General features: G+C 67.2%; 30 protein-coding genes. 14 read left to right on the top strand and 16 right to left on the bottom strand.

Annotated elements, in window-relative coordinates:
• Positions 1–162 precede the first annotated feature (162 nt).
• The 4 genes from GS4_RS10470 to GS4_RS10455 form a co-directional block, all read right to left on the bottom strand.
• Complete coding sequence (locus tag GS4_RS10470; RefSeq protein ID WP_040510234.1) at positions 163–1152, bottom strand: oxygenase MpaB family protein; 990 nt, start codon at positions 1150–1152, stop codon at positions 163–165.
• Between the two features lie 314 nt (positions 1153–1466).
• Positions 1467–1736: a DUF4235 domain-containing protein gene (locus GS4_RS10465; protein WP_007620308.1), complete on the bottom strand. Its 270-nt coding sequence runs from the start codon at positions 1734–1736 to the stop codon at positions 1467–1469.
• Between the two features lies 1 nt (position 1737).
• Positions 1738–2031, bottom strand: a complete 294-nt coding sequence (locus GS4_RS10460) for a DUF3618 domain-containing protein (RefSeq protein ID WP_007620307.1) — start codon at positions 2029–2031, stop codon at positions 1738–1740.
• On the bottom strand, positions 2032–2427 hold the full coding sequence (locus GS4_RS10455; protein WP_007620306.1) for a phage holin family protein: 396 nt from the start codon (positions 2425–2427) through the stop codon (positions 2032–2034).
• Positions 2428–2683: 256 nt separating this feature from the next.
• On the opposite strand from GS4_RS10455, the gene GS4_RS10450 reads away from it, so the two are divergent.
• The gene (locus GS4_RS10450) at positions 2684–3238 is read left to right on the top strand and encodes a pyridoxamine 5'-phosphate oxidase family protein (protein ID WP_245555620.1); all 555 of its coding nucleotides are present in this window, start codon (positions 2684–2686) and stop codon (positions 3236–3238) included.
• Positions 3239–3289: 51 nt separating this feature from the next.
• On the opposite strand, the gene GS4_RS10445 is transcribed toward GS4_RS10450, so the two are convergent.
• Positions 3290–3649, bottom strand: coding sequence for a VOC family protein (locus GS4_RS10445; protein WP_007620294.1), 360 nt, complete (start codon positions 3647–3649; stop codon positions 3290–3292).
• Positions 3650–3869: 220 nt separating this feature from the next.
• Positions 3870–5456, bottom strand: coding sequence for a 5-oxoprolinase subunit B/C family protein (locus GS4_RS26390; protein WP_007620292.1), 1587 nt, complete (start codon positions 5454–5456; stop codon positions 3870–3872).
• An 81-nt stretch (positions 5457–5537) separates the two neighbouring features.
• On the opposite strand from GS4_RS26390, the gene GS4_RS10435 reads away from it, so the two are divergent.
• From GS4_RS10435 to GS4_RS10415, 5 genes are all read left to right on the top strand, one after another.
• A complete protein-coding gene (locus tag GS4_RS10435; protein WP_007620291.1) occupies positions 5538–6482 on the top strand; it encodes a carbohydrate kinase family protein in 945 nt (314 codons plus the stop codon).
• A gap of 65 nt (positions 6483–6547) precedes the next feature.
• Entirely contained in the window at positions 6548–7870 is a 1323-nt protein-coding gene (locus tag GS4_RS10430) for a citrate synthase (protein WP_007620289.1), read from the top strand.
• An 88-nt stretch (positions 7871–7958) separates the two neighbouring features.
• Positions 7959–8327 (top strand): FKBP-type peptidyl-prolyl cis-trans isomerase, encoded by a 369-nt coding sequence (locus GS4_RS10425; protein WP_007620287.1) that lies wholly within the window; start codon positions 7959–7961, stop codon positions 8325–8327.
• Positions 8328–8363: 36 nt separating this feature from the next.
• A complete protein-coding gene (locus GS4_RS10420) occupies positions 8364–9629 on the top strand; it encodes a cryptochrome/photolyase family protein (RefSeq protein WP_040510160.1) in 1266 nt (421 codons plus the stop codon).
• A 148-nt stretch (positions 9630–9777) separates the two neighbouring features.
• Entirely contained in the window at positions 9778–10149 is a 372-nt protein-coding gene (locus GS4_RS10415; RefSeq protein ID WP_007620282.1) for a hypothetical protein, read from the top strand.
• Between the two features lie 78 nt (positions 10150–10227).
• On the opposite strand, the gene GS4_RS10410 is transcribed toward GS4_RS10415, so the two are convergent.
• The 3 genes from GS4_RS10410 to GS4_RS10400 form a co-directional block, all read right to left on the bottom strand.
• Entirely contained in the window at positions 10228–10758 is a 531-nt protein-coding gene (locus tag GS4_RS10410) for a helix-turn-helix domain-containing protein (RefSeq protein ID WP_007620281.1), read from the bottom strand.
• A 130-nt stretch (positions 10759–10888) separates the two neighbouring features.
• A complete protein-coding gene (locus tag GS4_RS10405; RefSeq protein ID WP_007620280.1) occupies positions 10889–11287 on the bottom strand; it encodes a hypothetical protein in 399 nt (132 codons plus the stop codon).
• 194 nt (positions 11288–11481) lie between these two features.
• Positions 11482–12087 (bottom strand): TetR/AcrR family transcriptional regulator, encoded by a 606-nt coding sequence (locus GS4_RS10400; RefSeq protein ID WP_007620279.1) that lies wholly within the window; start codon positions 12085–12087, stop codon positions 11482–11484.
• Between the two features lie 105 nt (positions 12088–12192).
• Here GS4_RS10400 and GS4_RS10395 point away from each other — a divergent pair, with 105 nt between their 5' ends.
• From GS4_RS10395 to GS4_RS10380, 4 genes are all read left to right on the top strand, one after another.
• Positions 12193–13227, top strand: coding sequence for an aldo/keto reductase (locus tag GS4_RS10395; protein ID WP_007620278.1), 1035 nt, complete (start codon positions 12193–12195; stop codon positions 13225–13227).
• Positions 13228–13259: 32 nt separating this feature from the next.
• Positions 13260–13829, top strand: coding sequence for an NUDIX hydrolase (locus GS4_RS10390; RefSeq protein WP_007620277.1), 570 nt, complete (start codon positions 13260–13262; stop codon positions 13827–13829).
• 107 nt (positions 13830–13936) lie between these two features.
• Positions 13937–14290, top strand: a complete 354-nt coding sequence (locus tag GS4_RS10385; RefSeq protein ID WP_007620276.1) for a TetR/AcrR family transcriptional regulator — start codon at positions 13937–13939, stop codon at positions 14288–14290.
• Positions 14287–14634, top strand: a complete 348-nt coding sequence (locus GS4_RS10380) for a hypothetical protein (RefSeq protein ID WP_007620275.1) — start codon at positions 14287–14289, stop codon at positions 14632–14634. Before GS4_RS10385 ends, GS4_RS10380 begins: the two co-directional genes overlap by 4 nt.
• Positions 14635–14691: 57 nt before the next feature.
• On the opposite strand, the gene GS4_RS10375 is transcribed toward GS4_RS10380, so the two are convergent.
• The 6 genes from GS4_RS10375 to GS4_RS10350 form a co-directional block, all read right to left on the bottom strand.
• Positions 14692–15894 (bottom strand): ABC transporter permease, encoded by a 1203-nt coding sequence (locus GS4_RS10375; RefSeq protein WP_007620274.1) that lies wholly within the window; start codon positions 15892–15894, stop codon positions 14692–14694.
• Positions 15891–16790, bottom strand: coding sequence for an ABC transporter ATP-binding protein (locus GS4_RS10370; RefSeq protein ID WP_007620264.1), 900 nt, complete (start codon positions 16788–16790; stop codon positions 15891–15893). Before GS4_RS10370 ends, GS4_RS10375 begins: the two co-directional genes overlap by 4 nt.
• Positions 16787–17374: a hypothetical protein gene (locus tag GS4_RS10365; RefSeq protein ID WP_007620263.1), complete on the bottom strand. Its 588-nt coding sequence runs from the start codon at positions 17372–17374 to the stop codon at positions 16787–16789. The genes GS4_RS10370 and GS4_RS10365 overlap by 4 nt, the downstream gene beginning before the upstream one ends.
• On the bottom strand, positions 17371–17694 hold the full coding sequence (locus tag GS4_RS10360; RefSeq protein WP_007620261.1) for a helix-turn-helix transcriptional regulator: 324 nt from the start codon (positions 17692–17694) through the stop codon (positions 17371–17373). The genes GS4_RS10365 and GS4_RS10360 overlap by 4 nt, the downstream gene beginning before the upstream one ends.
• Before the next feature lie 69 nt (positions 17695–17763).
• Positions 17764–18186, bottom strand: coding sequence for an NAD(+)--rifampin ADP-ribosyltransferase (gene arr, locus GS4_RS10355; RefSeq protein WP_007620259.1), 423 nt, complete (start codon positions 18184–18186; stop codon positions 17764–17766).
• Positions 18187–18290: 104 nt separating this feature from the next.
• Positions 18291–19418 carry an NAD(P)-binding domain-containing protein gene (locus tag GS4_RS10350; protein WP_007620258.1) on the bottom strand — a complete coding sequence of 376 codons (1128 nt, stop codon included), beginning with the start codon at positions 19416–19418 and terminating at the stop codon, positions 18291–18293.
• A gap of 91 nt (positions 19419–19509) precedes the next feature.
• On the opposite strand from GS4_RS10350, the gene GS4_RS10345 reads away from it, so the two are divergent.
• Positions 19510–20241, top strand: coding sequence for an enoyl-CoA hydratase (locus GS4_RS10345; RefSeq protein WP_007620256.1), 732 nt, complete (start codon positions 19510–19512; stop codon positions 20239–20241).
• Positions 20242–20344: 103 nt separating this feature from the next.
• Entirely contained in the window at positions 20345–22030 is a 1686-nt protein-coding gene (locus GS4_RS10340) for a purine-cytosine permease family protein (protein WP_007620254.1), read from the top strand.
• A gap of 76 nt (positions 22031–22106) precedes the next feature.
• On the opposite strand, the gene GS4_RS10335 is transcribed toward GS4_RS10340, so the two are convergent.
• Positions 22107–22736 carry a TetR/AcrR family transcriptional regulator gene (locus GS4_RS10335; protein ID WP_007620253.1) on the bottom strand — a complete coding sequence of 210 codons (630 nt, stop codon included), beginning with the start codon at positions 22734–22736 and terminating at the stop codon, positions 22107–22109.
• 203 nt (positions 22737–22939) lie between these two features.
• Between GS4_RS10335 and GS4_RS10330 the strand changes: the two genes are divergently transcribed.
• Together GS4_RS10330 and GS4_RS10325 are read left to right on the top strand one after the other, a co-directional pair.
• Positions 22940–24130, top strand: coding sequence for an MBL fold metallo-hydrolase (locus GS4_RS10330; RefSeq protein ID WP_007620247.1), 1191 nt, complete (start codon positions 22940–22942; stop codon positions 24128–24130).
• Positions 24109–26682 carry an HAD-IC family P-type ATPase gene (locus GS4_RS10325; protein ID WP_083862696.1) on the top strand — a complete coding sequence of 858 codons (2574 nt, stop codon included), beginning with the start codon at positions 24109–24111 and terminating at the stop codon, positions 26680–26682. Before GS4_RS10330 ends, GS4_RS10325 begins: the two co-directional genes overlap by 22 nt.
• The last annotated feature ends 59 nt before the right edge of the window (positions 26683–26741 follow it).

Genomic DNA, 26741 nt, shown 5'->3' with positions numbered 1-26741 from the left:
GGCGGGGCTGTCCGCCCTGGGGTTGTCGGATTTCTGACACCTGATGGGTCTGTGCTGTGGATGGTGCAGAGTACGTCCCGCTCACGCGTCAGGAATCCGAACGACAGTGCTGATCGACCACCACACCGCGGCCGACCGGCGATCCGCAACTGTGCATCCGGGTCAATCGATCCGACCCGGGTAGGTCGCACGTCGCGCGGCGTGGACCGGGCAGTAGTGCATCGGGTTGTCCCGCTCGCTCTCCGGCGGCAGATTGCGCACAGGTGTCTCCACCAGCGGGGCGTCGGCGGCGACACGGCCGGACACCCGGTCCCAGGCGTCGCGCGGCCGTGGGTGCCGCAGGATGCGGTACGGCACAAGGCGATTCATCACGAGGTCCACACCCTTGCCGAACAGTCGGAACACGCGCTCGTCACGGTCCGTCCAGCGCAGACCCATCATCTCGCGGATAGGCTCGTCGTAGAGGCCGGTGGTCAGCCAGACGAAGAACCGCTGGACCGGGGGTGCGGCGTGTCGCCTCCAGATCCGTCGCGGCATCCACGACATCCACGGCGGCGGCGGCAGTTCGGAGATGTCCAGTACGGTGCGCACCGCTGGGTGATCGCGGAGCACGTTGCGGCACATGTGGTCCCAGTACTCGAGGAAGTCCTCGTAGGTGTCGGGCACCGGGCGCATGCTCACCCCGTACATCGCATACCAGGTCTTCGACTCCTCGAAGAGTTGCCGCTTCTGGTCCTCTGACAACCGTGGGCCGAACTTCTCGCACAAGCGGACGTTGCCGTACCAGAACGTCGCGTGTGCCCAGTAGAAGACGTCGGGATCGAGTGCGTGATACCGCGATCCGTCGTCCATCTGTCCTTTGATGGTGCGGTGGTAGTCGCGGACCTCGAGGCCGGTGTCCGGTGTGCGGTCGAAGACCACCCCGCTGATCGGGTACAGCGACCGCATCAGGCGTTCCCACCGTTCGCCGAAGAAGTCGGAGTGTTCCCACACCGCGGCGCCGAGCTTGGGGTGCATGTTCTGCATGGAGCCGGACCACAGGCCGCCGAGCATCCCGGTCCAGGTGCCCCAGATCTGCCATGTCAGCGAGTCGGGTCCGAGCGGGGTGACCTCGGCCGGAGTCGGGGTGTCGAGGCGCGGCCCGGCGTCCATCCGTGCAGATCCGGTGGTGGAGAGTACCTCCGTCATGAGACGAAACTCTAGGTTCGTCTCATCGGGCTGTCAACGGCAGTTACGTGTCGAGCCGAGTGATCGACCGAGGCGGTGTGATGTCGCGGACACCGCCTCGGTGATCTCTCCGGCCGGTCGACCGACGTCCGCGTCGAGAACTCACGCCCGCCGGGAACGGGGGATCGGGGTGCGGTCCCGAGCCGCAGGTCCGCTCTCATCACCACGGTTCGCTCGGGCGCGTCGGCACACACGAGGAATCGGTGGCGATGAGGTCGGGAGCGAACAGGATCAGGTCATCACGTGGGGTCCTCATGCGTCACCGCGCGATAACCACGTGCGCCTGCCCGGTCGACCGCCGCGCGTACGAGCCCGAACACCAAGCCCTGCAGCGCTGCCGCAGCGAGGACCTCGGTGTTGCTGCGCTGGAGGTCCTTGGGATCTGGAGCATTCGGCGTGTCGGCGACTCGTTTCCAGATCTGGGAGAAGACGGCCCCGGCGGCGACACCGCCGAGCACACTGGTGCCGATCGACAGTGGTGTGTAGAAGGCCTTCGACACCACGCTCATCTCACGCCTCCCGACGTCGGCGCCGCACGACGACGACACCGACGACGGCCAGGACAGCCGCGACGGCGGCGCCGATGAGTGCCGGTTGGTTGGCCTTGGCCGTCGCCTGCGCGGACTGTGCGGCATCGGTGGCGGCGGCACTCACCCGCGCAGGCACATCGGCTTTGCGCACCAGGGCGTCGACGGTCTCCGCCAACTCCTCGCGCTGCTGCTCGACTGGTGGCGGTGTGTCGGCCGAGGCGGACGGCAGATCGCTGTTGGGGGTCACGTTGGGCCCATGTTCTGCGGCGGTCATCTAGAGGTGCTCCTTCACGGTCTCGACGTCGGTCCGGATGCTCTGCACGGCCTGTTCCGGTGCGGGCGGCAGAGCCGACTTCGCGCGCTGGGCACCGACTGCCGCGACGATGCCGCCGATGACGACGAGTGCGCCACCGACGATGATCGCGGCGAGCCACGCCGGTACCGCAACAGCGAGCCCGAGGACTGCGGCGGCGACGAGCGTGCCGAGTCCGAACAGGGCCAGCAGGGTGCCGGCACCCGAGATGCCCGCGCCCACCCCGATGCGGGTGCCCTTGGTGCGCACTTCGTCGAGTGCATTGCGCACCTCGGTGCGTACCAGGGTCGTCGTCTGTTGTTGCAACCGTTCGACCAGCTGAACGGTCGACAGCTCGTCGGTGCTCGGATGGCTCATTGCGGTTCACTCCTTCGCGTCCGGGTGCCGACGATGATCGGCAACGATGGTGATTCACCGATTCCCGGACCGGTCGTCGGGCAAACATGCCCGACCGCTGACAGGTGGTCGGATCACCGTGTCGACCGCCCGTGCTCGAGCGCCCGAGGTCGCTGCACGCCGAGCGCGACCGCCCGATCCCGCACGAAATCTGTACGCCTGAGGCGAGTCGTCGACATATGGTCATCGGCAGGCCGCGGACGTACAGATTTCGGCAGTGCCCGTCCCTGTGTTGACGCTGTCGATTCATCCTGATCGCAAGGGAATCGCCGCGCGATCGATCCGGTTGGCAATGCACATGGGCGATGACTGGCAACCGGACGAGCACATCAACACCGCACCGCGAAAGCTCGACGCGCAGGAGCGCGAGAGATTTCTCGCCGAGCCGAGGGTCGGGATCCTCAGCGTCGCCGCCGACGAGGGGCGGCCACCACTCACCGTCCCGACCTGGTTCGACTATCGGCCGGGCGGCACGCTGTCGGTGATCACGCGTGCCGGGCAACGCAAGTCACGCCTCATCCGGGCCGCCGGTGCAGTCTCCTTCTCGGTCCAGCAGCCGGAGGTCCCGTACAAATACGTCACCGTGGAGGGCACCGTCATCGCCCAAGACCGAGCCGGCCGCGACGCGCTGGTCGCCATCGGGAGTCGATACCTCCCGGCGGAGGAGGTGGACGGGTGGGCCGACTGGGAGGTCTCCGGTGGGAATCGCGGCCGGTACCCGGAGCACGTCGAGATCCGGATCGACCGATGGATCACCCGCGACTTCTCCTGAGCCGGAACGACGTCCACACCAGCGGTAGGTTGTCGGGCACTGCTCAGGCGATCACTGCCCGGCGAGTTCGGTGACGATGCCGATGGTGTTCCCGTCCGGGTCGGTCACCTCGAAGAACTCGACCACGCCCTCGATCCGCCCGAGCGCGCCGACGTCGAGACCGAGTCCGGTCAGCCGTCGGTGTTCGGCCCCCGCGTCGGCAACCGTGAGGTTCGGCGCGGGACGGGTGCCGCCGTCGGCGATCTCGGTGGCGCCGACCAATTGGAGCCAGAACACCCCGAGATCGAACTCGACGATGCCCTCGTCGGGCGCGACGTCGGGATCGCCCAACTCGAGCGCGCGCTGATACCAGGCGATCGACCGATCGAGGTCGGACACGGGGAGCGCAACGGTGATGTTCGTGACCTGCATGGACAGAATCTAGTCCGACCGCAACCGACCCACCACGAGATTCGTCGGGAGTTCGGCGCCCCGTCGTGGTGATCCGCGGCCAGAACTGTCAGGTGCGACTACGCGACAGAACTGTCCCGCGCGACCCCGCGACAGAACTGTCCTGCGCGACCACGCGACAGAACTGTCCCGCGCGACCACGCGACGTCGGCCGCTGGACCCGGTGCCGTAGCTCACGCGCTCAGCGCGGGCGGAATCGGACCTGGTCTCCGGCCACGAGTTGGGCGGCGCGGTCGAGTGCGGTGACGGTCAGCACGGCGGCCACCGGATAACCGCCGGTCACCGGATGGTCGGCGAGAAAGACAACCGGCCGACCCGACGGCGGGATCTGGACCGCGCCGTGCGGAATCCCTTCTGATGCCGGGTCTCCCGTGTCGGCACGGTGGACGACCATCGGAGCGGGCGATGCCTCGGGGCGCGTGAGGCGCACCCCGACACGGTTGCTCTCCGGGGTCACCATCCAGGTGGCCACGAACAGGTCGTCGACGTCGGCGAGGAGTGCCGAGCGTGGACCGGTGTGGACGTCGAGGTCGATCACCGCGTCGAGCCGATGATCAGCGGGGGCGGTCATCGTCGACGGCCAGCCCGACGCCCCGGTACCGATCGGCACGACCGCACCGGCCGACAGTGGCGCCGGTCCCAGGTCGGAGAGTATGTCGGTGGAGCGCGAGCCGAGCACCGCGGAAACGTCGATCCCGCCGCGGACCGCGAGGTAGTTCCGACACCCCCGGGGCGGGACGTCGACGCGGACCTCGGCTCCGGCGGTCACCGCCTGCGCGCCGTGCGTGCCGACCGGTCGGCCATCGACGCTCACCGGGGCGTCGGCGCCGGTCACGGCGATCAGCAGGTCGATGTCGGCCCGCACCCGTAGTCCACCGAGGGTGCATTCGACGGTCGCCGCCGATTCCGGGTTGCCGACCAGCCGATTCGCCAGCGCCGCCGCGGTCCGATCAGTCGCTCCCGAACGCGGGACACCCAGGTGCGCGTACCCGGGCCGACCGAGGTCCTGGACGGTCGCGAGCGGACCGGTGGCCAGCACGGTCAGCGATCCGGTCGCGTCCGTCGTCGAGCGTCCCCGCCGGTGCCCCCGACGCTGCTCCTCGCGACGGGCCCGACCGTCCCTTTCGGTGAAGCGGACGACGGCGCCCGGCGCGAGGAGCGCGGGCGGGTCGGCCGTCTCGTCCCAGAGTTCGATGTCGGTGTGGCCCAGCAGGTGCCACCCGCCCGGGCTCTCGCGCGGATACACCGCGCTGTATCCCGCAGCCACCGCGACCGATCCGGCCGGAACCCGCGGGCGCGACTCGGACCGCCGGCCGATCCGGGTCAACGGATTGTCGTCGTCCGTGGGCACCAGATAGCCGAAGCCCGGTGCGAAGCCCATGAACTGCACCCGCCACGTGGTGTCCTGATGCAGTGCGACGAGCTGCGGGACGGTCAGTCCGACGGAGTCCGCCGCGGCGTCCAGATCTGCACCGTCGTAGCGCACCGGCACGACGATCTCGGATGGCGTGGAGACGCCGGGGGAGTCGTCACGGCGGGGGCCGTCACGCAGAGCCCGATGGACGCCCAGTGTGTCCACGCCGGAACCGATCTCGGCCTGGACCAGGATGGTGAGGGCCGCCGGGATCACGTCGGTGATCTCCGGGAGACGTCCGGCCGCCATGGCCGATCGCAGTGCCGCCGCCGAACGCCGCACGGCGACAGCCGGATCGGGTTCGGCGCCGAAGTCGAGCAGCACAGCGTCGAGTCCGGCGGGCAACTCTCGCATGCAGCAAACCTACCGAGGTCAGGGCGTGGGCGGTGGCACACTCGACGATGACCTGGTGAATGCGACGTCGAGAGGTGCGCGGTGAGAGAGATCGTCGTCTGCGGTGAGGCGCTCGTCGACGTGGTCGCCGGCGCGCCGGTCTCCCGCGACGGAGGGCGTCTTCCCCCGCTGCAGCCCGCGCTCGGGGGTGGTCCGTTCAACGTCGCGATCACCTTGGGGCGGCTGGGGAGCGCGGTCACCTTGTGTTCGGCGGTCTCCACCGACAACTACGGCGAGGCCATCGTCGGCGCGTTGCAGGCAAGTGGCGTGGGTACGTCGCTCGTCCAGCGGCGGTCCGAGTCGACTTCCCTCGCCCTCGCGACCATCGGCCCCGGCGGTGGCGCCCAGTACTCCTTCTACGTCTCGGGTACGGCCGACCGCACGGTTGCCGACCCCGGCGCGTTCCCGGCGACTGTCGCAGCAGTCTGTTTCGGCACGTTGTCGCTGGTCCTGGAGCCTGGGGCGAGCGTCTACGAGGCGGTCCTGCGGCGCAGTCACGAGGAGGGCCGCCTCGTGGTGGTCGACCCGAACATCCGAGCCGCCGTCATCGACGATCCCGACGCCTACCGGAGACGGTTCGCGGCGTGGGTGCGGTCCGTCGACGTCGTGAAACTGTCCGACGAGGACGCCGCCTGGCTGGCCGAGGGCCCATCCGGCACCGGCCCCGACCAGTGGCTGGAGGCCGGAGTGGTGGCGGTGGTCACAACTGCCGGTGCCGACGGCATCACGGTCCGGACCGCGACCGACATCGTGAGCGCGCCGGCGCCGTCGGTAGCCGTGGCCGACACCATCGGTGCAGGTGACAGCGTCTTGGGTGGTGTGTTAAGCAAGCTGGATCAGCTCGGCGCACTCTCGCCGGACGCTGTTCGTGCACTGGGCCCCGACGAGTGGCGGAAGGTCGCCGCCTTCGCAGGTCAGGTCGCTGCGGTCACCGTGGGGCGTCCGGGCGCCGACCCTCCGTGGGCGGGCGAGCTGAGTACCGACTAGCTTTGTAGAGGAGTGTCCCAACCCGGACACATCTGCAAACGACGTACCTGAGTAAAGGGGTTCGTGTGTCCGCTGAAACCGTCCCAGCTGACCAGGCGTCTGACACCGCCTCGGCGACCTTCACCTACCCCGGTGGACAGCTGGAGCTCCCGATCCTGAAGGCCACCGAGGGCAGCGACTCCGTCGCGCTCGGCAAGTTCCTCGCCGACAGTGGTCTCACCACTTACGACAGCGGGTTCGTGAACACGGCGTCGACGAAGTCGGCCATCACCTACATCGACGGCGATGCGGGCATCCTGCGGTACCGCGGCATCCCGATCGACCAGCTCGCCGAGAAGTCGACCTTCATCGAGGTCTCCTACCTGCTCATCTACGGTGAGCTGCCGACCCCGTCCGAGCTCTCCGATTTCACCGAGCGGATCCAGCGGCACACGCTGCTGCACGAAGACCTCAAGCGGTTCTTCGACGGCTTCCCGCGCAACGCCCACCCGATGCCGGTGCTCTCGAGTGCCGTCAACGCGCTGTCGGCGTACTACCAGGACTCGCTCGATCCGAAGGATCCCGAGCAGGTCGAGCTGTCGACCATCCGCCTCCTTGCGAAGCTCCCGACCATCGCGGCGTACGCGTACAAGAAGTCGACCGGACAGCCCTTCCTGTACCCGGACAACTCCTACAGCCTGGTCGAGAACTTCCTCCGGCTGACCTTTGGTTTCCCCGCGGAGCCCTACGAGGTCAACCCCGAGGTCGCCAAGGCCCTCGACATGCTGTTCATCCTGCACGCCGACCACGAGCAGAACTGCTCGACGTCGACAGTCCGTCTCGTCGGGTCGTCGCAGGCCAACCTGTTCACCTCGATCTCCGGTGGCATCAACGCGCTCTGGGGCCCGCTGCACGGCGGCGCCAACCAGGCCGTACTCGAGATGCTCGACGAGATCCGTGAGTCCGGTGGCGACACCAAGGATTTCATGAACCGGGTGAAGAACAAAGAGGCCGGCGTCAAGCTGATGGGCTTCGGACACCGGGTCTACAAGAACTACGACCCGCGTGCGGCCATCGTGAAGAAGACCGCGGACACGATCCTGGAATCGCTTGGCGTGCAGGACGATCTCCTCGACATCGCGAAGGGCCTGGAAGAAGTCGCCCTCAACGACGACTACTTCATCGAGCGCAAGCTCTACCCCAACGTGGATTTCTACACCGGCGTCATCTACCGTGCGATGGGCTTCCCGACCCGGATGTTCACGGTGCTGTTCGCGCTCGGACGTCTCCCGGGTTGGATCGCCCACTGGCGGGAGATGCACGCCGACCCGACCGGCAAGATCGGTCGTCCGCGTCAGCTCTACACCGGCTACACCGAGCGTGACTACGTGGAGATCGCCGGACGCTAGCCTTTGTCCCCGGCCAGCCGGGGCCGCGGCCGGTGCCTCCGCGACGACGGCACCGGCTCCTGACATCGACCGACTCAAAGGAGAGTTCGTGACCAGCACCGAGAAGCCCGAAGTCGAGTTCCCCGAGGGACCGGCACCGACCGAGCTGCAGATCACGGATCTGATCGTGGGCGAGGGTGACGAGGCCCAGCGCGGTGGCGTGGTCGACGTCCACTACGTCGGCGTCGAGTTCGCCACCGGCGAGGAGTTCGACTCCTCGTGGGACCGTGGACAGTCCGCGAACTTCCCGCTGGAGCGTCTGATCCCGGGTTGGCAGGAGGGGATCCCCGGCATGAAGGTCGGCGGACGCCGCCGCCTGACGGTCCCGCCGCAGCTGGCCTACGGTCCCGAAGGTGCCGGCCACCGCCTCTCGGGCAAGACCCTGGTCTTCGTCATCGACCTGCTGGGTGTGGGGTAAACGACTTCCACCGCCCTCCTCTGGCTACGCCGGGACCTGCGCCTGGCCGACCTCCCTCCGCTCATCGCAGCGCAGGAGGCGGCCGAGCAGGTCCTGGTCTGCTTTGTCGTCGACCCGAGGCTCGAGAAGTCCTCTGGTGATCGGCGACTGAGCTTTCTCTTCGACTCCCTGCGTGATCTGGACGAGCAACTCTCGGGACGGCTGCTCGTGGTCCGCGGACGCCCGGATGTCGAGATCCCACGCCTGGTCGATGCCGTCGACGCGACCTCGGTCCATGCGAGCGAGGATTACTCGCCGTTCGGCCGCCGGCGCGACGCAGCCGTCGTGGATGCGTTGGGAGACACTCCGTTCGAAGCCGAGGGTTCGCCCTATCTCGTCTCTCCTGGGCGGGTCACCAAGTCCGACGGCGAACCGTACAAGGTCTTCACGCCGTTTCACCGTCGATGGGCCGAGCACGGTTGGCGCAAGCCCGCATCGTCGACGATCACCACGTCGGATCTTCTCGACCCGAAGGAGATCACGAAGTCGGGAAGAATTCGGATCCCGGCTGCCCCGGTCGAGTTGTCGCTGGCGGCGGGTGAGCGGGCCGCGCAGGAGCGGTGGGCCGAGTTCGTCGAACACGACCTCGCCGGATACGACGACGACCGCAACCGGCCCGACAACGACGTGACGAGTCGGATGTCCCCTTACCTGAAGTACGGCAACATCCATCCCCGCACTCTCGCCGCCGATCTCGGCCGCGGAAAAGGGGCGCAGGCCTACCTGCGGGAGTTGGCGTTCCGCGACTTCTACGCCGACGTGTTGTTCCACTGGCCCGAAAGTGCTTGGCGCAACTGGAATTCGCAGTTCGACGACATCGATCTCGACACCGACAAGAAGGCCTACGAGCGCTTCGACGCGTGGAAGGCCGGACGAACCGGCTTCCCGATCGTGGACGCCGGTATGCGGCAGTTGAGTGAGACCGGCTTCATGCACAACCGGGTCCGCATGATCACCGCTTCCTTTCTCGTCAAAGACCTCCACCTGCCGTGGTGGTGGGGTGCGGAGTGGTTCCTCGATCAGCTGATGGACGGCGACATGGCCAGCAACCAGCATGGTTGGCAGTGGGCTGCCGGCACGGGAACCGATGCGGCGCCGTACTTCCGGGTGTTCAACCCGACCACGCAGGAGAGCAAGTTCGACCCCGACGGGGAGTACGTGCGCCGCTGGGTTCCCGAAGCCGGCACCGACGACTACCCGGAGCCGATCGTCGATCACAAGGCCGAACGCGAGGAAGCGCTCCGCCGGTTCGGCGAGATCTGACAGCGGCGAGGCCGATCACGCGAAGTCTTCCCAGGTGTGCCCGATGAGCCACTGACGGCCGGCGTCGAATCGTTCACAACGAATTTGCTTGGCTCGCACCGGTTCAATTGATATCATTATTGATATCAATCAGTGGAAGGAGCTAGCGATGGCCTCGATCGACACAGCGAACGGACGAGTCCGTGTCGAGTTGCGATGGTGGGAGAAGTTCTTTGCCGGTGGTCGAGAGCAGTTCATCCTCTCGAGATCCGATCTCGACGGCGTCGAGCGGGTGGTGCACCCGACGCGCTACTCCGTGGCGCCAGGAGGGCGCGCTGGACTGGTCGTCACCGGTGTCGTGAAGATCGGTCGGTGGGGATTGGGTACGTCGAAGAGTCGATATCTCAGCGTGCAGCGCCGGATCCCGGCCGTGCGTCTCACGCTCAATGACGAGGCGGCCAAGAAGATCGGTTACGACGAATTGATCATCAGCACTCCACGCGCGCAGCAGGTGGTCGATGCACTCACGAGCGGGGGCTGACGGGAGTCGGCTGCGGCGCGGAGATTCGAGTTGCTACCGTGCCGGCCCTGTCTCGGTCCTAGGTCGAAGCCCAGGGTGTCAGGTGTCCGGAAGGAACACGGTCGACAGGACGTGCCGGCGTCGCCCGGGCGCCGCCGGCCGGTCAAGAAATGGAGCGAAGAACTTCTCCAGGGCGGCAGCGAATTCTGCACGCTCGGTATCCGAGAGCCACAAAGCCGCCTGCCGGAACGAGACGTGGTCGGCGACGGGGTCGATCTGCGGCTGACTGAGATAGCGGTCGAGGTCACCGCTGAGTCCGGCGATGAAGACGGTGAAGTAGGTTCGTACCTGCTCGTCGGTCACGGTGCCGCCGCGATCGTCGGTGCCCGGCGTCGCGAGACGTAGAGTGCGTTCGACGCCACCACGGTTGGGCCGTTCGGAGACCACTTCGACCAGCCCGGCGTCGATCAGGATGGCGACTTGTCGATAGAGCGTCGCATGCGAGATGTCGTCGAGTTGCTCCGACACCTGGGCGGTCGTCAACTCGCGACCGATCAATGTCTGCGCGATACGCCAGCGAACCGGATGGTGGAGGACGTCTGCGCGGATGTCGTCCGCATGTGAACCCATGTTGCGACCATCCTCTCCAGCATCGTCAGTTGTCTCTCCAGGGTAGGGGAAAGCAATGATCCGACACTCGCTCGTCGCTCGTCGCTCGTCGCTCGTCGCTCGTCGCTCGTCGCTCGTCGCTCGTCGCTCGTCACCGACCGTCGGCCGCGACTCCCACGGCGTGTGCCGTCTCGGACATCATCTGATCCGTCATGTCTATGATCGCGCCCCACTGTGAGGCATGGAGCGACGCGGCGGCGGCCGTCGAGACGTCGGTGAGGCGGTCATGCTCGGACTGTGACGCGCCGACGAGTGCGTCGCCGGGAAGGCGGGCGGGGCTGCCGGCGACTCGCAGGCGAATCCGGTCGCGCAGTGTGCCGTCGGAGGCATCGAGGAGGATTCGTACCGAATCGGCGTGGTCTGCCACAGCCGAGTCCGGCCCGCGGATCACCATCACCACCTCGTCCGCGCCGGCCGCGACGTATCCGTCGATGATGGTGCGGCACAGTGCCCCCGGTTCATGGCCGGATCGGTCACCGGTGCATGACATGCGAGTTGCTCGACATCGACGAATACCGTCACTCGATCGTCGGACCAACTACTTCGCAGGAGTTCCCAGGCAGCGGTCGACTTTCCGACGGCCGGGGCGCCCGCGATCGTGAGCGCACGGACGGCCGTCGCGGTCGAGTCCGTCGACGGTCGCAAACGGTTTCCGCGGACAGGGAACGGCAACGGTGCGGGCCGTCACCCGGAGTCGGCGAAGACCCCCGCCCGCAGCGCTGCGACGGTGGCGCGCACCGATCGTTGGGCGTCAGCCCGGGTCGGCGCCGACGACGTGGTGAGAAACCGGTAGTAGAGCGGGGCGGACAGATGGCGGATGACTTCCGCTGCGTCGGTGTCGGTGGGGGCGTCGCCGCGGTCGACCGCATCGGCCAGACACTGCGACCACTCGTCGACACGTGTGCGATAGAAGTCGTCCAGCGCTGCTCGCGTGCTGCGATCGTGTGTGGCCGCTGCGATCAGCGCGGCGAACAGACGACCTTGGCGTGGGTCGGCGAGCGTGTCCACGACCAGCTCGGCGTTGGCCTGTAGGTCGGCGAGGAGGTCGCCGGTACGGGTGGCGGGCACCGATTGGCCGGCCATCTGGTCGAGCAGGTCGGCGACGAGGACCTGGGGAGTGCCCCACCGTCGGTACACCGTCGTCTTGCCGACCCCGGCGGCTCGTGCGATGGCAGGTAGGTCCATCCCGGCGAATCCGTCCTCGATCAGCGCGTTCTCGGTGGCGTCCAGAACGGCGGCGCGCACCGCGGCGGTCCGTCCGCCGGGCCGGGTGTTGGGGGTGCTGGGCACACCGCCGATGGTACGCGGACCCGATCGCTAAAGGAATCGTAGTTCCATTAATGACCCGAATGGGTTATGGTACTAACAGGAACACAGACCCGTTAAGGAGTATCGATGGAATATCGCACGGTTGGCACATCAGGGTTGGTGGTGTCCGAACTCGGCTTCGGCGCAGCCACTTTCGGTGGTCGCGGAAGGTTCTTCGGCGCGTGGGGCGCCACGGACGTCGACGAGGCGAGACGGATGATCGACATCTGCCTCGAGGCAGGTGTCACCCTGTTCGACACCGCCGACGTCTACTCCGACGGGGCCTCTGAACAGGTGCTCGGAGCCGCACTCCGCGGCCGCCGCGACGACGTCGTGATCTCGACCAAGGCGGCGCTGCCGACCGGCGACGGGCCTCGGGACATCGGCACGTCTCGGGCGCGTCTGCATCGGGTGGTGGATGCCGCGCTCCGTCGCCTGGACACGGACCGCATCGACCTCTTCCAGCTGCACGGTTTCGATGCGTTGACTCCGTTCGACGAGGTCGTCGACACCCTGGACGATTTGGTCCGCGTCGGCAAGATCCGTTACACCGGGGTCTCGAACTTCGCCGGGTGGCAGCTCATGGGCGAACTCGCCGCCGCCGACCGTAGACATCGCGTCCGTCATGTCGCACACCAGGTCTACTACTCGCTGATCGGACGCGACTACGAGTGGGATCTCATGCCGCTCGGGCTCGCCGAAGGTGTGGGGGCATTGGTGTGGAGCCCGCTCGGATGGGGGCGGCTGACCGGTCGCATCCGACGGGGCGTGCCGCTGCCCGAGACCAGCAGGCTGCATGTGACCGCGGATGCGGGGCCGCCGGTGGACGCCGAGCGGTTGTACGCGATCGTCGACGTGCTGACCGAGATCGCGGAGGAGGCCGGCCGCACGGTCGCGCAGGTCGCACTGAACTGGGTGTCATCTCGTCCGACGGTCGCCGGGGTCATCATCGGCGCCCGAACCGAAGAACAGCTGCGCGACAACCTGTCCGCGGCAGGATGGCGACTCGATGACGACCAGATCCGGCGACTCGACGACGTCTCCGCGACCGAGGTCCCGTACCCGCACTTCCCGTATCGTCGGCAGGAGGCTTTTGCCCGGTTGAATCCGCCTGCGGTGTGAACGATGTCGGTGGAGCCTGTCATGGTGTCCCGATGGATCTCGGCGCGCTCCTGAATCGAATCGTCTCGCGACTGCGGCCGCATGATGAGCTCGAACAGGCGCACATGGAGGATGTCGCTGCGTGGATTCGATCCACGGGCGACCTCGTGCGGCGGGAACGGCCTGCAACGCCTCCTAAGCATCTGGTGGCATACATCGTCGCTATCGATCCGTTCGACGGGTCGACCCTCCTGGGGCAGCATCGAAAGGCTGGCCTCTGGCTGCCGACCGGTGGTCACGTCGAGCCTGGCGAGCGCCCACGCGATGCCGCAGTACGGGAGATCGTGGAGGAGTTGGCGATCGATCCGGAACTGGCGTCTCGGTGCGTTGCGGCTGATCCGGTCTTCATCACGGTCACGTCGGTCGATTCAGTGGGGGCGCACGTCGATGTCAGCCTCTGGTACACAATCGAGCTGAACCGAGGAATCGAAGTGACCCACGATCCGAGTGAGTTCGATTCTGTCCGTTGGTGGCCTGTTGATGAAATCCTCGCGGAAAGTGCGACACGCTTCGATCGGCACTTCCGACGATTCCTCGCCAAGGTGGATCACGCAGCGTCCTGAGTGCGGCACGAGCGGGGCGCCGCGACGATGATCGACGCGGCCTCCCGCTGACACCGCGCTGAGGGCCGCACTCGACAGTTTTTGACTGTTCGGTCTATTATGGGTTCGTGGGCCGACCCAGAGCATTCGACACCGACACCGTTCTGGCTGCCGCCGTGGATGTCTTCACCACGCGGGGATACAGCGCGGCGTCGGTGGACGAGATCCTGGCGGCCACACAGATCCGACGTGCCAGCCTGTACAACGCCTTCGGCAGCAAGCGGGGACTCTTCCTCGCGGCGCTGCGATCGCCGGCATCGACGATGGACCTGCTGCTGGTGGCGCTGCTGGAGCTCGCCCCCGACGACGAGACGGTGCGCGACGAGATCGGGGCGATGCTGGCCGCTCAGCAGATCGACGACCGTGCACTCGGTGCCGCGCTCCTGCGCCGCGCCGGACTGGAGAGATCGGAGACCACGTGAACACCGTTACCGTCCAAGGGGATCGGCTGATCGTCGCGCCGCGCGGCCTCGACAAGCTGTGGAGCTTCACCCGACAGCTCGACATCCCGTTGAGTTCTGTTCGCGGAGCGACCGTCGACACCGGCGTCCGCCGCGAGCAGCGCGGCATCCGCGCGCCGGGTCTGGCGATCCCGGGTAAGTACGCGGGGACCTTTCATCGGGACGGTGAGCGATCCTTCTGGAACGTCGGCGATCCGGTCCGCAACGTGGTCATCGAGCTCGACGGCACCGGCAAGTATCACCGGCTGGTGCTGACCGTCGACGACCCGGCCGCGGTCGAGAAGTCCGTCAACGCCGCGCTCTGACGACGACTCGGCCGGATGTGTCGGCGATCGACACATCCGGCCGTGCGAGCGAGAGTGCTACCGGCTCAACGAGAGTGCCTCGCTCCACTTGACCCGGCTGCCGGTTCGCAGGATCGTGCGCTGGTAGATGCGCGCAGCGGTCCAGGTGGCGATCGCGCAGGCGAGGATCATCAAGGCGAAGGTCACGATGATCTGCAGGGCCGATGCGTCGCCGGTCGCGATCCGGATCGGCATCAGCGCTGCACTGAACGGCGGAATCCAGCTGAGCGTGGTGACGATGGTGGAGTCGAGGGCCTGGATTCCGAAGATGCCCGAGTACATCACCGCCATCGCGAGAATGGTGAGCGGCGCCGAGCTCGCGCTCAGCTCTTCCTGTCGGGAGACCAGGGCGCCGGTCGCCGCGTACAGCGTCGCGAAGAACAGGAAACCGAGGACGAACCAGGCGATCACCGCGGCGAACATCCCCAGTGCGGCACCGGGAATGGTGAGCAATCCGGTCGCCTTGCCGGCGATGAGTGCGGTCCCGCCCAGCACGAGGACCTGTGCGAGTGCGATGGCGCCGATGCCGATGATCTTGCCCCACAGCAGGTGCAGCGGTTTGATCGTGGCGAGAAGGATCTCGACGACCCGAGACGTCTTCTCCTCGACGACACCGACCGCGACCATCGAACCGCCCATCATGATCGCGGTGATCAGCAGAATGGTGCCCACCAGCGCGATCACGATCCGTTGCCCTTCGTCGGGGTTGTCGGGTTGGGTCTGCTCGACCGTGATTGAGGCGCGCGGCAGGGTCGACTGATCGACCCCGCGTGCGGCGAGTGCCTGGGTGGTGACGACCTGGTCGACTGCGCCCCGCAGGATTCCGTCGATGGTCGGGTCGACGCCGGACTTGCTGATCAGGATCTGTGACGTCGCGGTGGCGTCGGGCACCAGGGCGGCCTCGAGATCGCCTGCGGTGACCTGACTCCGGGCCTGATCAGTGGAGTCCAGCGTCACCACGTCCAGCTTGGTGTCGGTCGCGGAACCGACGGCCGAGATGGTCTGCGACAGCGACGCATCTGCACCGACGACACCGATCTTCTTGGCGTCGTCGCGGCCGGTGAACGCGGCCAGCACGATCGCACCGACGACGATGACCACCATCAGCAGTGCGGTGCTGATGACAAAGGACTTCGTGCGGGCCCGGGTGACGATCTCACGTTCGGCGATCAGCCAGATGGACCGGAACGCGCCGTTGTCGGACACGGTGGGGGAACTCATGCGGATACCACCTCTCGGAACAGTTCGGTCAGGGTCGGTGTGGATGTGGCGAAGCGATGCACCGGACCTGTTCGCAGTGCCGCCGCCAGGATCGCCTGGTCGTCGGCGACCGCGGGGTCGATGCGGAGTTCGGTGACGCTCTCGCCATAGGTCGCCGCGGTGACGCCGGGCAATCCGTCGGCCCAACGGCTGTCCGCCGACGGCCCGGACACCTCGAGGGTCACGCCTCCTCGACTGCGCAACTCGTCGACCCGACCCAGGGCCTTCATCTCGCCGCGGGCGATGATGCCCACCCGATCACACAGGCGCTGGACCAACTCGAGTTGGTGCGACGAGAAGATGACCGGGATACCCTCGGCCGCCTTCTCTTTGAGGACGTCACTCATGACGTCGACCGCGACCGGGTCGAGGCCGGAGAACGGCTCGTCCAACACCAGGACCGCCGGATCGTGGATCAGGGCCGCGGCCAACTGGACACGCTGCTGGTTACCCAGGCTCAGGTCACCGACGTTGTCGTCGACCCGCTCGGCGACGCCGAGGCGCTGCGTCCACCGGGCGACCGCGTCGGCCGCCGTCGCGTTGTCCATCCCGTGCAGACGCGCCAGGAAGGCGAGTTGATCGCCGACTTTCATCTTCGGATACAGCCCACGTTCCTCGGGCATGTACCCGATCCGCCGACGACCGTCGAAGTCGATGGGTGTCGCCCCCAACCGGACCTCGCCGGAGTCGGCGGCCAGGACTCCCAGGATGATGCGCATGGTGGTCGACTTGCCTGCGCCGTTGCTTCCGACGAATCCGAAGATCTCGCCGGGCGAGACATGAAAGGTCATGTCGCGCAGCGCAACCAGGTCGCCATAGCGTTTGTGCAGTCCGTCGACGACGAGTTCGCCGGTCATTCGGTGCTCCTCTCGGGGTAGGTCTCGAAATCCTCGGGATCGGGATCGTCCATCCACCACGCCACGAGTAGCGACGGCACGAGTGCGCCGACCACCATCAGGCAGATGAGCAGGACGGCGACCCCGTAGACGGTGGAGCCGTCGACCTCGTCTCGGGTGCCCAGCCAGACGAGGACGACGTAAGGGATGAACATCAGCGAGTACAGGGCGAAGAAGCCCATCGAACGCGCTGAGTTCCGTTGGGCTGCTTGGATCTCGTCGAGCGCGGACGCCGGGGTGTCGGCGACCGAGCCGGTGACGATCCGCAGCAACGACATCACCGTGATCGATCCGACGATGCTGAGGACGAAGGGGATGTAGAACCATCCGGTGAAGAAGGAGGTGACCGCACTGGCCACGGCCAGGATCATCAGCATGATCTGCGCGATCACCAGTCGGCGGAACGTCCGGCGATTGCGCCACTGGGGTAGCTGCCCGGCGTAGCGCTCGTTGAAGTCGAGGTGGCGTCGGCCGCGCCACTCGTCGTAACGGCGCCAGAGCGCCGGTTGGGCCTCCGTCGGGATGGCCGAATTGGGGTCCTTCATCGGTCTCCTCCGTTGTCGGTCGCGGTGCCGGCCTGGACCGCGGTCCCCCTGGTCGTCGACGACCGGCGGTACAGCTCGGCCGACATCGCGCCGAACTCGGTGCGGCTGAAGACGGCCTCGACCGGGAGGTCGAAGACGTCACAGATGCGGAACGCGAGATCGAGGCTGGGGTAGTTGTCGCCCCGCTCGAGCGCGCCCACCGACTGGACGTTGACGCCAACCAGATCGGCGAGCTGGGCACGCGACATCCGCCGTTCGGCGCGTAGGACGCCGATGCGGTTGTAGATGGGGAGCTTGTCCCCGCGACGGACCGGACTCACATATCACAGTGTTAGGAAAACACAACACATTGTCAAGCGTGGGAAGCAAGGCCGTTACAGGGGGAACTCTTAGTTGAGGATGTCGCCGTGGTTGCCGGCGCGAATAGTGGCCAGCCGATCGCGCCACATCTGCAGCGCGGCCGGGCTGAGCCGTGCCCAGTCGTCGATCTCGCGCACCACCCTCAGCGGCGCCCGACTGCGGAACGACCGTGTCGGGTTGCCCGGGAACTTCTTGTCGGTGACGTTGGGGTCGTTCTCGAACGGTCCGGTGGGCTGCACCTCATACACGTGCGGCGTCGCCCCGTCCATGGCGGCGATCTCCGCCGCCAGCCCGGCCCCGTCCCGCAACGCAGTGAAGTAGATGTGGTTCATCGTGATCTCGGGCCGATAGTTCGACCGAAACCCCGCCCTGAGCAACTCACCCGGCCCTAGGTCGGCCCGCGTTCCATGGAAAAACGGTCCGTCGTCAAGCGGTCCGCAGACGTGGTTCACACACTCTCCTACGCAGGTGAAGGGCACTGGCCCTGCGATTCTGCACCCCTCTAGGGGCCTTGCCGCAAGCCCACATCATCGCCCTAAACTGAAGGTGGAAGGGTTCAGTCGTTGCCGAGTAGCTCCGCCACCATCCGCGCAGCCTCGCGACCTGCACGGTTGGCGCCGATCGTGGATGCGGACGGCCCGTATCCGACGAGCTGGATCCGCGGGTCCGAGGCGACCGTCGTGGTGAGTCGACCGGTCATCACGATCCCGCCGCCCGGCCCGCGCAGACGTAGTGGCGACAGGTGATCGAGCGAGCTCCGGAAGCCGGTGTTCCAGAACAGGACGTCGACATCGAGCCGCTCGGCGCCGGTCGGGGGTCCCGGCCCGCAATCCCAGCAGACGCCGGTCCGGGTGATGCGCGTGAACATCGGACGCCAGTCGAGGATGCCGTCGGCCCGGGCCGCCTCGATCGCGGGTGTCGACGCGAGACCGGTCACCGATACGACGGAGGTCGGCGGCAGACCGGCGCGCACGCGTTCCTCCACGCGCGCGACCGCCGCCCGCCCCTGCTCCGGGTCGAATTCGCGGCGCTGGAACTCCGGTTCCCGACGCGAACACCAGAACGTCTGCGCGCCTTCGGCTTCGCGGGCGATCTCGATCAGCAACTGGACCGCGGAGATCCCCGCCCCGATGACGAGGACGCGTTGGCCGGCGAAGTCGGCGGGTCCGGTGTAGTCGTGGGTGTGTAGCTGGCGGCCGCCGAACTCCTCGGCGCCCGGAATGTGGGGGATGAAGGGCCTGTCCCATGTCCCGGTGGCATTGATGATGGTCCGACTGGTGATCTGTCGACCGTCGCCGAGGTGGGTCACGAAGCCGTCTCCGACCCGTTTCACCGACCGGACGTGCACCGGTCGCCGGACGCGGAGACCGAACCGCTCCTCGTAGATGCGGAAGTACTCCGGGACCGCGGCCCTCGCGGCGACCTCCGGCCGGTCGTCGCCGAGCGCTTCGATCAGACCGAGACCAGGAAGATCATGTACACGGTTGGCCGTCGCGAGCGTCAATGTCGGCCAGCGGAACTGCCAGGCGCCGCCGGAATCGGGGGCGTGGTCGAGTAGTTGGTAGCGATCGCCGAGCCCGAAGCGCTGCAGGAAGTATGCCGTGGACAGTCCGGCCTGTCCGCCACCGATGACCAGCACATCGGAGTGGTCGTCGATCGGTGGGGACGGCTCAACGCTCACCACGCCAGCCTGCCACGACGCCCCGCGACACCGACGTGTGCGGGCCGATCGCGGCCGTCCCGCCGAGCGGGGCGACGCTCGGTACGCTGCCTCCATGATCCACACCAGCGTCGACGGAGCCGTGGCGACGATCGAACTCGCCCGTGAGGACAAGCGCAATGCGCTCGACGAGGAGATGGTCACCGCGCTGTCCGCCGCATTCGACGAGGCCCGGGAGGCCGGCGCACGGGCGATCGTCCTCACCGGACGCGGACCGGTGTTCTGCGCCGGTGCCGACCTGTCCGGCCCGGTGTACGACCGTTCGTTCCTGGACCTGTTGGTCGCCACGCTCCGCAAGATCGAGACGACATCCGTCCCGGTGATCGCGGCGCTCAACGGATCCGCCTTCGGTGCCGGACTCCAGTTGGCGATGGCCGCCGATCTCCGCGTGCTCACCCCCGGGGCCACCGTCGGTATCCCGGCCGCGAAGATCGGTGTGGCCGTGGACGAGTGGACGATCCGCCGGCTGGTGTCGCTGGTCGGCGCCGGTACCGCCGCGGGCATCCTCATCGGATGCGATGCGTTGCGCGCCGACCAGGCCAGGACGCTGGGATTCGCCAACCGGATCGGCGACCTGGCCGAGGCGCAGCACTGGGCGGCCACCATCGCCGACCTCGCCCCGCTCACGCTGCAGCACTACAAGCTCGTGCTCAACGGCGACGGCGCGCGGGACGAGCCGCTCCCCGAGCATCTGTCGGCGATGGTGCGGGCATGGGAGAGCGAGGATCTCCGCGAAGGACGAACCGCCCGCGAGGAGAAGCGGTCACCTCACTTCACCGGCTCCTGATCGCGTCGCAGTTCGTAACCGGAGCGCAACAGACGCACAAATTCCCGGCAACACCATCTCCCTAGCGTCATCCCGTCAGCATCCACGACGCAGGGAGACGGTGATGACCACGAATGAACAGGCTCCTCCGGACTCCGGAGGAGTACTCGCGACCGGCGCCGCCGCCGCGGCAGCGCGCGAGAGTCTCGAGGACTACACGCTGCGGTTCGCACCCCGCAGCTACCGCAAGTGGGGTCCCGGGGTCGTCGCGATCTCGGCGCTCGGCGGCATCGCGTACCTCGCCGACTTCGCCATCGGTGCCAACATCGGCATCGCCAACGGCACCGGGAACGCGTTGTGGGGCATCCTGTTCTTCGCCGTGGTCATCATGCTGACCGGTTATCCGCTCTCGTACTACGCGGCACGATTCAACATCGACCTCGACCTCATCACCCGCGGAAGCGGATTCGGCTACTACGGCTCGGTCCTGACCAACGTCATCTTCGCGTCGTTCACCTTCATCTTCTTCGCGCTCGAGGGCTCCATCATGGCCCAAGGTCTCAAGCTCGGACTGAACATCCCGCTGTGGCTGGGCTATCTGCTCTCGTCGGTGCTGATCATCCCGCTCGTCATCTACGGGATGAACACCCTTGCCAAGCTTCAGGTCTGGACGACCCCGCTGTGGTTGATCATGATGGTGCTGCCGTTCGGCTACCTCGTGGTCAAGCATCCCGATGCCATCGGTGACTTCCTGTCGTTCAGCGGCGGCACCGACGGCCAAGCGGGCCACGGCGTCTCGTTCGCCGGGACGATGCTCGCCGCAGGCGTCTGCCTCTCGTTGATTGCCCAGATCGCCGAACAGATCGACTATCTGCGGTTCATGCCGCCGAAGACCCCGGAGAACAATCGCAAGTGGTGGACCGCGGTTCTCACGGCCGGCCCCGGTTGGGTGCTGTTCGGTGCCATCAAGCAGGTCGTCGGACTGTTCCTGGCCGTCTACCTGATCATGAACTTCGCGGAACAGGCCGGCGTGGCCAACGAGCCGGTGCACCAGTTCCTGGCGGTCTACGAGGAATTCATGCCGCATTGGCTCGCGTTGACCCTCGCGGTGATCCTCGTCGTCATCAGCCAGGTGAAGATCAACGTCACCAATGCCTACTCGGGATCGCTGGCGTGGACCAACAGCTTCACCCGTGTCACCAAGACCTACCCGGGCCGGCTGGTGTTCCTCGTGTTCAACGTCGCCATCGCCATCGTGCTGATGGAGGCCAACATGTTCAGCTTCCTCAACGAGTTGCTGAACTTCTACGCCAACCTCGCGATCGCCTGGATCGTGACCGTCGCCTCCGACATCGCGATCAACAAGTATCTGCTGAAGATCTCACCGAAGAAGCCCGAGTTCCGCCGCGGGATGCTCTACAACGTCAACCCGGTTGGATTCGGCTCGGTGATCGTGTCCGGCACGGTGTCGATCCTGGTGTACTTCCACGTTTTCGGCGACGCCATCCAGCCGTACTCGCCGTTGGTCGCGCTCGTGCTCGCGCTGGTGTTGCCGCCGATCATCGCCCTCGCCACCAAGGGGCGGTACTACCTGCGTCGTACCGACGACGGCATCGACCTGCCCATGTACGACGAACACGGCAACCCGTCCGACGCGAAGCTGCTGTGCTGTGTCACCGGTATCGAGTTCGAGCGACCGGACATGATCGCCTCCGCGGTCCCGGGCCCCGACGGCGAGAAGCAGTACATCAGTTCGCTCGCACTGTCGTGCGACAAGAGCGGCCTGCACGTGTTGCCGGCGCAGCAGTGACGTCACACCCGGGGTGACGAGAGTGGGACCGGGGTGCCGCAACGGTTCTCCCGGTCCTGCTCCCGATCACGAACGATCAGTCGGCAGCGGGCGCCGGCTCCACCACATAGGACATCATCTCGCGCACGGCCGCTTCGATGATCTTCTCGACGACCACATCGTCGGCGGTGCTGAGATAGATGAGCGTGATGGCGTTGGTCGCTGCGATCACCACGGGACCGAGATCCTCCACCGGTTCCGACCACGTGATGCCCGACCGCTCGCCGCCCAGACGCAGACCGAGAGCGGCCACACCGTAGAGGCGCTCGTACATCTGCTTCCCGACCTTCTGCAGCTCAGGATGGTTGTGGGCGTAGATCCCCAGCGAGATGGTGGCCTGCATACGGCCCGGATCCGTCTTGAGCAGCGCGTAGAACGCGCGGAACTGCAGATCCATGTTGATCTGCATGTCGGCGCGCCCGGTGGTGCCGGTGTCGACCGCGCTCGGGACGATGGCCTCCAACATGCGGGCGATGTCCGAGGGGACCGCGGTGTCCATCACCGCGCACAGCAGTGCGGTCCGACTCTCGAATGCGTAATGGAAACTGGCCAACGGCATCCCCGCGTGAGCACAGATGCGACGGGTGGTCGCTCCCTCGACGCCGTGGTCGGCGATGACGCGGTAGGCGGCCTCGACGAGCGCCGAACGACGCTGGTCGACAGACATACGTGGCAACGACTGTCTACTTTCCCCTGCCACATGCGCGTCGCGCACGTGCTCGACAATGCTCGCAGCAGAATATCAGCGCTCCCTGGACGTGTGACCCGGTTAGCGCGGTTTAACCCAATTGCCGAGAATCGCCGACGAGCTGGGCGTGTCCGACGACATCCGGCACGCAAGACGCCGCAGATCAGCCGACCAGGATTACTGTGGTGCGGGTGAGCTCCACCGGATTCCCGCTCGGCGCCGACATCGCGTCGAGAGCCGTCACCACTCTCAGTGCCACAGGCGTCACCGTGGCCGACGCCGCGCTCGGCCGACTGGCCGCGGCGGGGTTGCCCGCTGCCCGGGCCATCGGCGCGTCCCGCGAGCAGATCTGGCCGCACATCTCCGGGTCCGCCTTCCAGACCGGTGGTCGGTTCGCCAATGCCGAGGCTGCCTCGGAGGAACTCGACGCCGACGTCAAGGTCGCCATCGACATGCTCCGACGGCCGGGACGACCCACCGCACCGATCGAGGTGCTCACCCCGACCTTCTCCGACGAGGTCTCCGACCTGGCGGTGACCTGGCTGGGCCACGCGTCGGCCCTCGTCGAGCTCGACGGCGTCCGCGTACTCACCGACCCCGTGTTCAGTCGCCGGTGCTCACCGTCGCAGGTCCTCGGTCCGCAGCGGATGCACCGTGCACCGTTGGCGGCCACCGAGCTGCCCGCGCTCGACGTCGTGCTGATCAGCCACGACCACTACGACCACCTCGACACCGCGACCGTCGTCGACATCGCCGTCACCCAACCCGATGCGATCTTCGTCGCCCCGGTGGGTGTCGGCGCGCACCTGCAGTCGTGGGGGATCCACCATCGTCGGATTCGCGAGGCCGACTGGTCGGAGCAGATCGAGATCACGGTCGGCGCCACCACACTGACGTTCACCTGCTGCCCGGCCCGGCACTTCTCCGGACGAGGCCTGTCGCGCAATCTGACCCAGTGGGCGAGTTGGGCGGTGGCCGGACCGGGTCACTCGTTCTTCTTCTCCGGCGACACCGGGTTCACCGAACGCTTCGAGGCTGTCGGTGACCGATCGGGCCCCTTCGACCTGACGCTGATCGCGGTCGGCGCCTACGACCCGCTCTGGCCCGACATCCACGTCAACCCGGAAGAGGCGGTCGCGGTGCACGACCTGGTCTCCGGCGCGGGCGGTCGCGATTCGGTCCTCGTACCCATCCACTGGTGCACCTTCAACCTCGCCCGGCACTCCTGGGCCGACCCCATCCAGCGTCTGCTGCCGGCGGCCGAGCGTGCGGGCGTCACCGCGCTGGTTCCGCCGCCGGGCGGCACGATCGACCTCGCATCGCGGACCGGCACCGGAGTCGCCGACCCCCGATGGTGGGAGGCGTCCGCGTGAGCGCAGATCCGGCGGCGTCGGGCGCTGCCGTCGCGGTCGCCGATCCCGGACTGACCAAGGCACAGGTCGCCGAGCGCGTCGCCGACGGTCGGGTCAACTCGCTACCGGATCGGTCCGGACGCTCGGTCGCCGACATCGTCCGCGCCAATGTGTTCACCCGTATCAACGCCATCCTCGGCGTGCTCTTCGCGATCGTCGCCTTCACCGGCTCGCTGATCAACGGACTCTTCGGCCTGCTCATCATCGCCAACAGTGCGATCGGCATCATCCAGGAGATCCGTGCCAAGCAGACCCTCGACAAGCTGGCCATCGTCGGGCAGACGCGTCCGCTGGTGCGCCGCGACGGGGTGGTCGCCGAGATCTCGCCCAACGAGGTGGTGCTGGACGACATCATCGAGATCGGCGCGGGCGACCAGGTCGTCGTCGACGGCGTCACGGTGGAATCGGTCGCGCTCGACGTCGACGAGTCACTGCTCACCGGCGAGGCCGACGCGGTCGACAAGGCGCCGGGTGATCAGATCCTGTCGGGCAGCTTCGTGGTCGCCGGCTCCGGCGCCTACCGGGCCACCAAGGTCGGTGCCGACGCCTACGCCGCGCAACTCGCCGCGGAGGCGTCCAAGTTCACCCTGGTGTCCTCCGAACTGCGGTCCGGCATCGACAAGATCCTCAAGGTCATCACCTGGTTGCTGATCCCGGCCGGCGTGCTCACCATCGTCAACCAGCTGTTCATCAGCCAGAACGGTCTGAAGGCGTCGCTGCTGGGCATGGTGGCCGCGCTCGTGCCGATGGTCCCCGAGGGGCTGGTGCTGATGACGTCGATCGCCTTCGCGGTCGGTGTGGTCCGGCTCGGCCGACGCAAATGCCTGGTCAACGAGCTGCCGGCCATCGAAGGCCTCGCCCGGGTCAACGTGGTGTGCGCCGACAAGACCGGCACGCTCACCGAGAACGGGATGCGACTGGCCGAGGTCCGCCGGGTGGACAAGGCCTCGGACGGCCTGGACGAAGAACGGCTCGGCGAGGTCCTCGCCGCACTGGCCGCCCACGATCCGCGACCCAACGCCAGCGTCCAGGCCATCGCCGAGGCCTTCGCGACCCCGCCGCAATGGTCGACGACGTCGATCGAGCCGTTCACGTCCGCCAAGAAGTGGAGCGGCATGTCCTTCGCCGACGCTTCCGGCGACGACGTGGGCAACTGGCTGGTCGGCGCACCCGACGTCCTGCTCGATCCGGAGAGCCCCACCGCCCACGACGCGACCGAGGCCGGTGCGACCGGACTGCGCATCCTGCTGCTTGCGCGTACCGACGTACCCGTCGACACCGAACCCGCCGACGGCGCGGTCGCGCCTGGGACCGTGCTGCCGGTGGCGCTGATCGTCTTGGAGCAGCGCGTCCGGCCCGACGCCCGCTCCACGCTCGACTACTTCGCCGACCAGCACGTCGATGTGAAGGTCATCTCCGGTGACAACGCCCAGTCGGTGGGCGCGGTCGCCGCATCGCTGGGTCTGGGTTCCGTCGCGACATCGGTCGATGCGCGCAGCCTGCCCACCGACACCGACGAACTGGCCGATGTGGTCGCCGACGGTGTCACCTTCGGACGGGTGCGCCCCGACCAGAAGCGCGCCATGGTCAAGGCGCTGCAGTCGCGGGAGAACACCGTCGCGATGACCGGCGACGGCGTCAACGACGTGCTGGCCCTCAAGGACGCCGACATCGGCGTGGCGATGGGGTCGGGTAGTTCGGCCGCACGGTCGGTTGCGCAGATCGTGCTGCTGGACAACAAGTTCGCGACCCTGCCGTATGTGGTGGGTGAGGGCCGACGGGTCATCGGCAACATCGAGCGCGTCTCCAACCTGTTCCTGACGAAGACGGTCTACGCCGTGCTGCTCGCGCTGTTCGTCGGAGTCGGCGGCGTTGCGGGCAAGGTGTTCGGCTTCGCGTCGCTGAGCTATCCGTTCCAGCCCATCCACGTGACGATCTCGGCGTGGTTCACCATCGGCATCCCGGCCTTCATCCTGTCGCTGGCACCCAACAACGAGCGGGCCAGGACCGGATTCGTCCGTCGTGTGCTGCTGCAGGCGGTGCCGAACGGGATCATCGTCGGTCTGGCCACCTTCGTCACCTACGTGATCGTCAATCCCGGCGGTGCCGGGGTGGAGATCGGCGGCAAGGACTCGGTCGATCTCTCGCCCGCTCAGACCCAGGCGGCGACCGCCGCGTTGATAACCCTGATCGCGGTGGCCGTCTACGTGCTCGCCGTCGTGGCACGGCCCTACACCTGGTGGAAGGTGGTGCTGATCGCTGTCTCGGCGCTCGCATACGTGATCATCTTCGCCTGGCCGTGGACCCAGGAGCTGTTCAAACTCGACTCGACCAACTGGCAGAAGACGTCGGTCGCGCTGATCTCGGCGGCAGTCGGGATCGTGGCCGTCGAGTTGGTCTCCCGGATCGTCCCGCGGGTGGCCGCCGCCCGGCAGGCGCCCGGTTCCGCGATCGCACCGTCGGAAGCATCCCGCGAACGGTCCGCGACTGCCGAATCGACGGACACGCCATAGACTCGGGTGGCCGCGCCGGGACATTCCCCCAGCGGCATGCGCGGTCGGTCGACCGGCGC

This window comes from Gordonia soli NBRC 108243 (assembly GCF_000334455.1).
GTDB classification, from domain to species: Bacteria; Actinomycetota; Actinomycetes; order Mycobacteriales; family Mycobacteriaceae; genus Gordonia; species Gordonia soli.
The sequence above is the reverse complement of the archived record's forward strand: the minus strand, read 5'-3'. Positions and strand labels throughout refer to the sequence as shown.

Coding starts and splice junctions, on each gene's coding strand:
- GS4_RS10375 (WP_007620274.1), bottom strand. CDS start 15,894: ATGAGTTCCCCCACCGTGTCCGACAACGGCGCGTTCCGGTCCATCTGG.
- GS4_RS10445 (WP_007620294.1), bottom strand. CDS start 3,649: ATGCAGGTCACGAACATCACCGTTGCGCTCCCCGTGTCCGACCTCGAT.
- GS4_RS10455 (WP_007620306.1), bottom strand. CDS start 2,427: ATGAGCCATCCGAGCACCGACGAGCTGTCGACCGTTCAGCTGGTCGAA.
- GS4_RS10405 (WP_007620280.1), bottom strand. CDS start 11,287: ATGTCATGCACCGGTGACCGATCCGGCCATGAACCGGGGGCACTGTGC.
- GS4_RS10340 (WP_007620254.1), top strand. CDS start 20,345: ATGACCACGAATGAACAGGCTCCTCCGGACTCCGGAGGAGTACTCGCG.
- GS4_RS10365 (WP_007620263.1), bottom strand. CDS start 17,374: ATGAAGGACCCCAATTCGGCCATCCCGACGGAGGCCCAACCGGCGCTC.
- GS4_RS10460 (WP_007620307.1), bottom strand. CDS start 2,031: ATGACCGCCGCAGAACATGGGCCCAACGTGACCCCCAACAGCGATCTG.
- GS4_RS10325 (WP_083862696.1), top strand. CDS start 24,109: ATGGTGGGAGGCGTCCGCGTGAGCGCAGATCCGGCGGCGTCGGGCGCT.
- GS4_RS10345 (WP_007620256.1), top strand. CDS start 19,510: ATGATCCACACCAGCGTCGACGGAGCCGTGGCGACGATCGAACTCGCC.
- GS4_RS10415 (WP_007620282.1), top strand. CDS start 9,778: ATGGCCTCGATCGACACAGCGAACGGACGAGTCCGTGTCGAGTTGCGA.
- GS4_RS10390 (WP_007620277.1), top strand. CDS start 13,260: ATGGATCTCGGCGCGCTCCTGAATCGAATCGTCTCGCGACTGCGGCCG.
- GS4_RS10410 (WP_007620281.1), bottom strand. CDS start 10,758: ATGGGTTCACATGCGGACGACATCCGCGCAGACGTCCTCCACCATCCG.
- GS4_RS10395 (WP_007620278.1), top strand. CDS start 12,193: ATGGAATATCGCACGGTTGGCACATCAGGGTTGGTGGTGTCCGAACTC.
- GS4_RS10470 (WP_040510234.1), bottom strand. CDS start 1,152: ATGGACGCCGGGCCGCGCCTCGACACCCCGACTCCGGCCGAGGTCACC.
- GS4_RS10335 (WP_007620253.1), bottom strand. CDS start 22,736: ATGTCTGTCGACCAGCGTCGTTCGGCGCTCGTCGAGGCCGCCTACCGC.
- GS4_RS10465 (WP_007620308.1), bottom strand. CDS start 1,736: ATGAGCGTGGTGTCGAAGGCCTTCTACACACCACTGTCGATCGGCACC.
- GS4_RS10370 (WP_007620264.1), bottom strand. CDS start 16,790: ATGACCGGCGAACTCGTCGTCGACGGACTGCACAAACGCTATGGCGAC.
- GS4_RS26390 (WP_007620292.1), bottom strand. CDS start 5,456: ATGCGAGAGTTGCCCGCCGGACTCGACGCTGTGCTGCTCGACTTCGGC.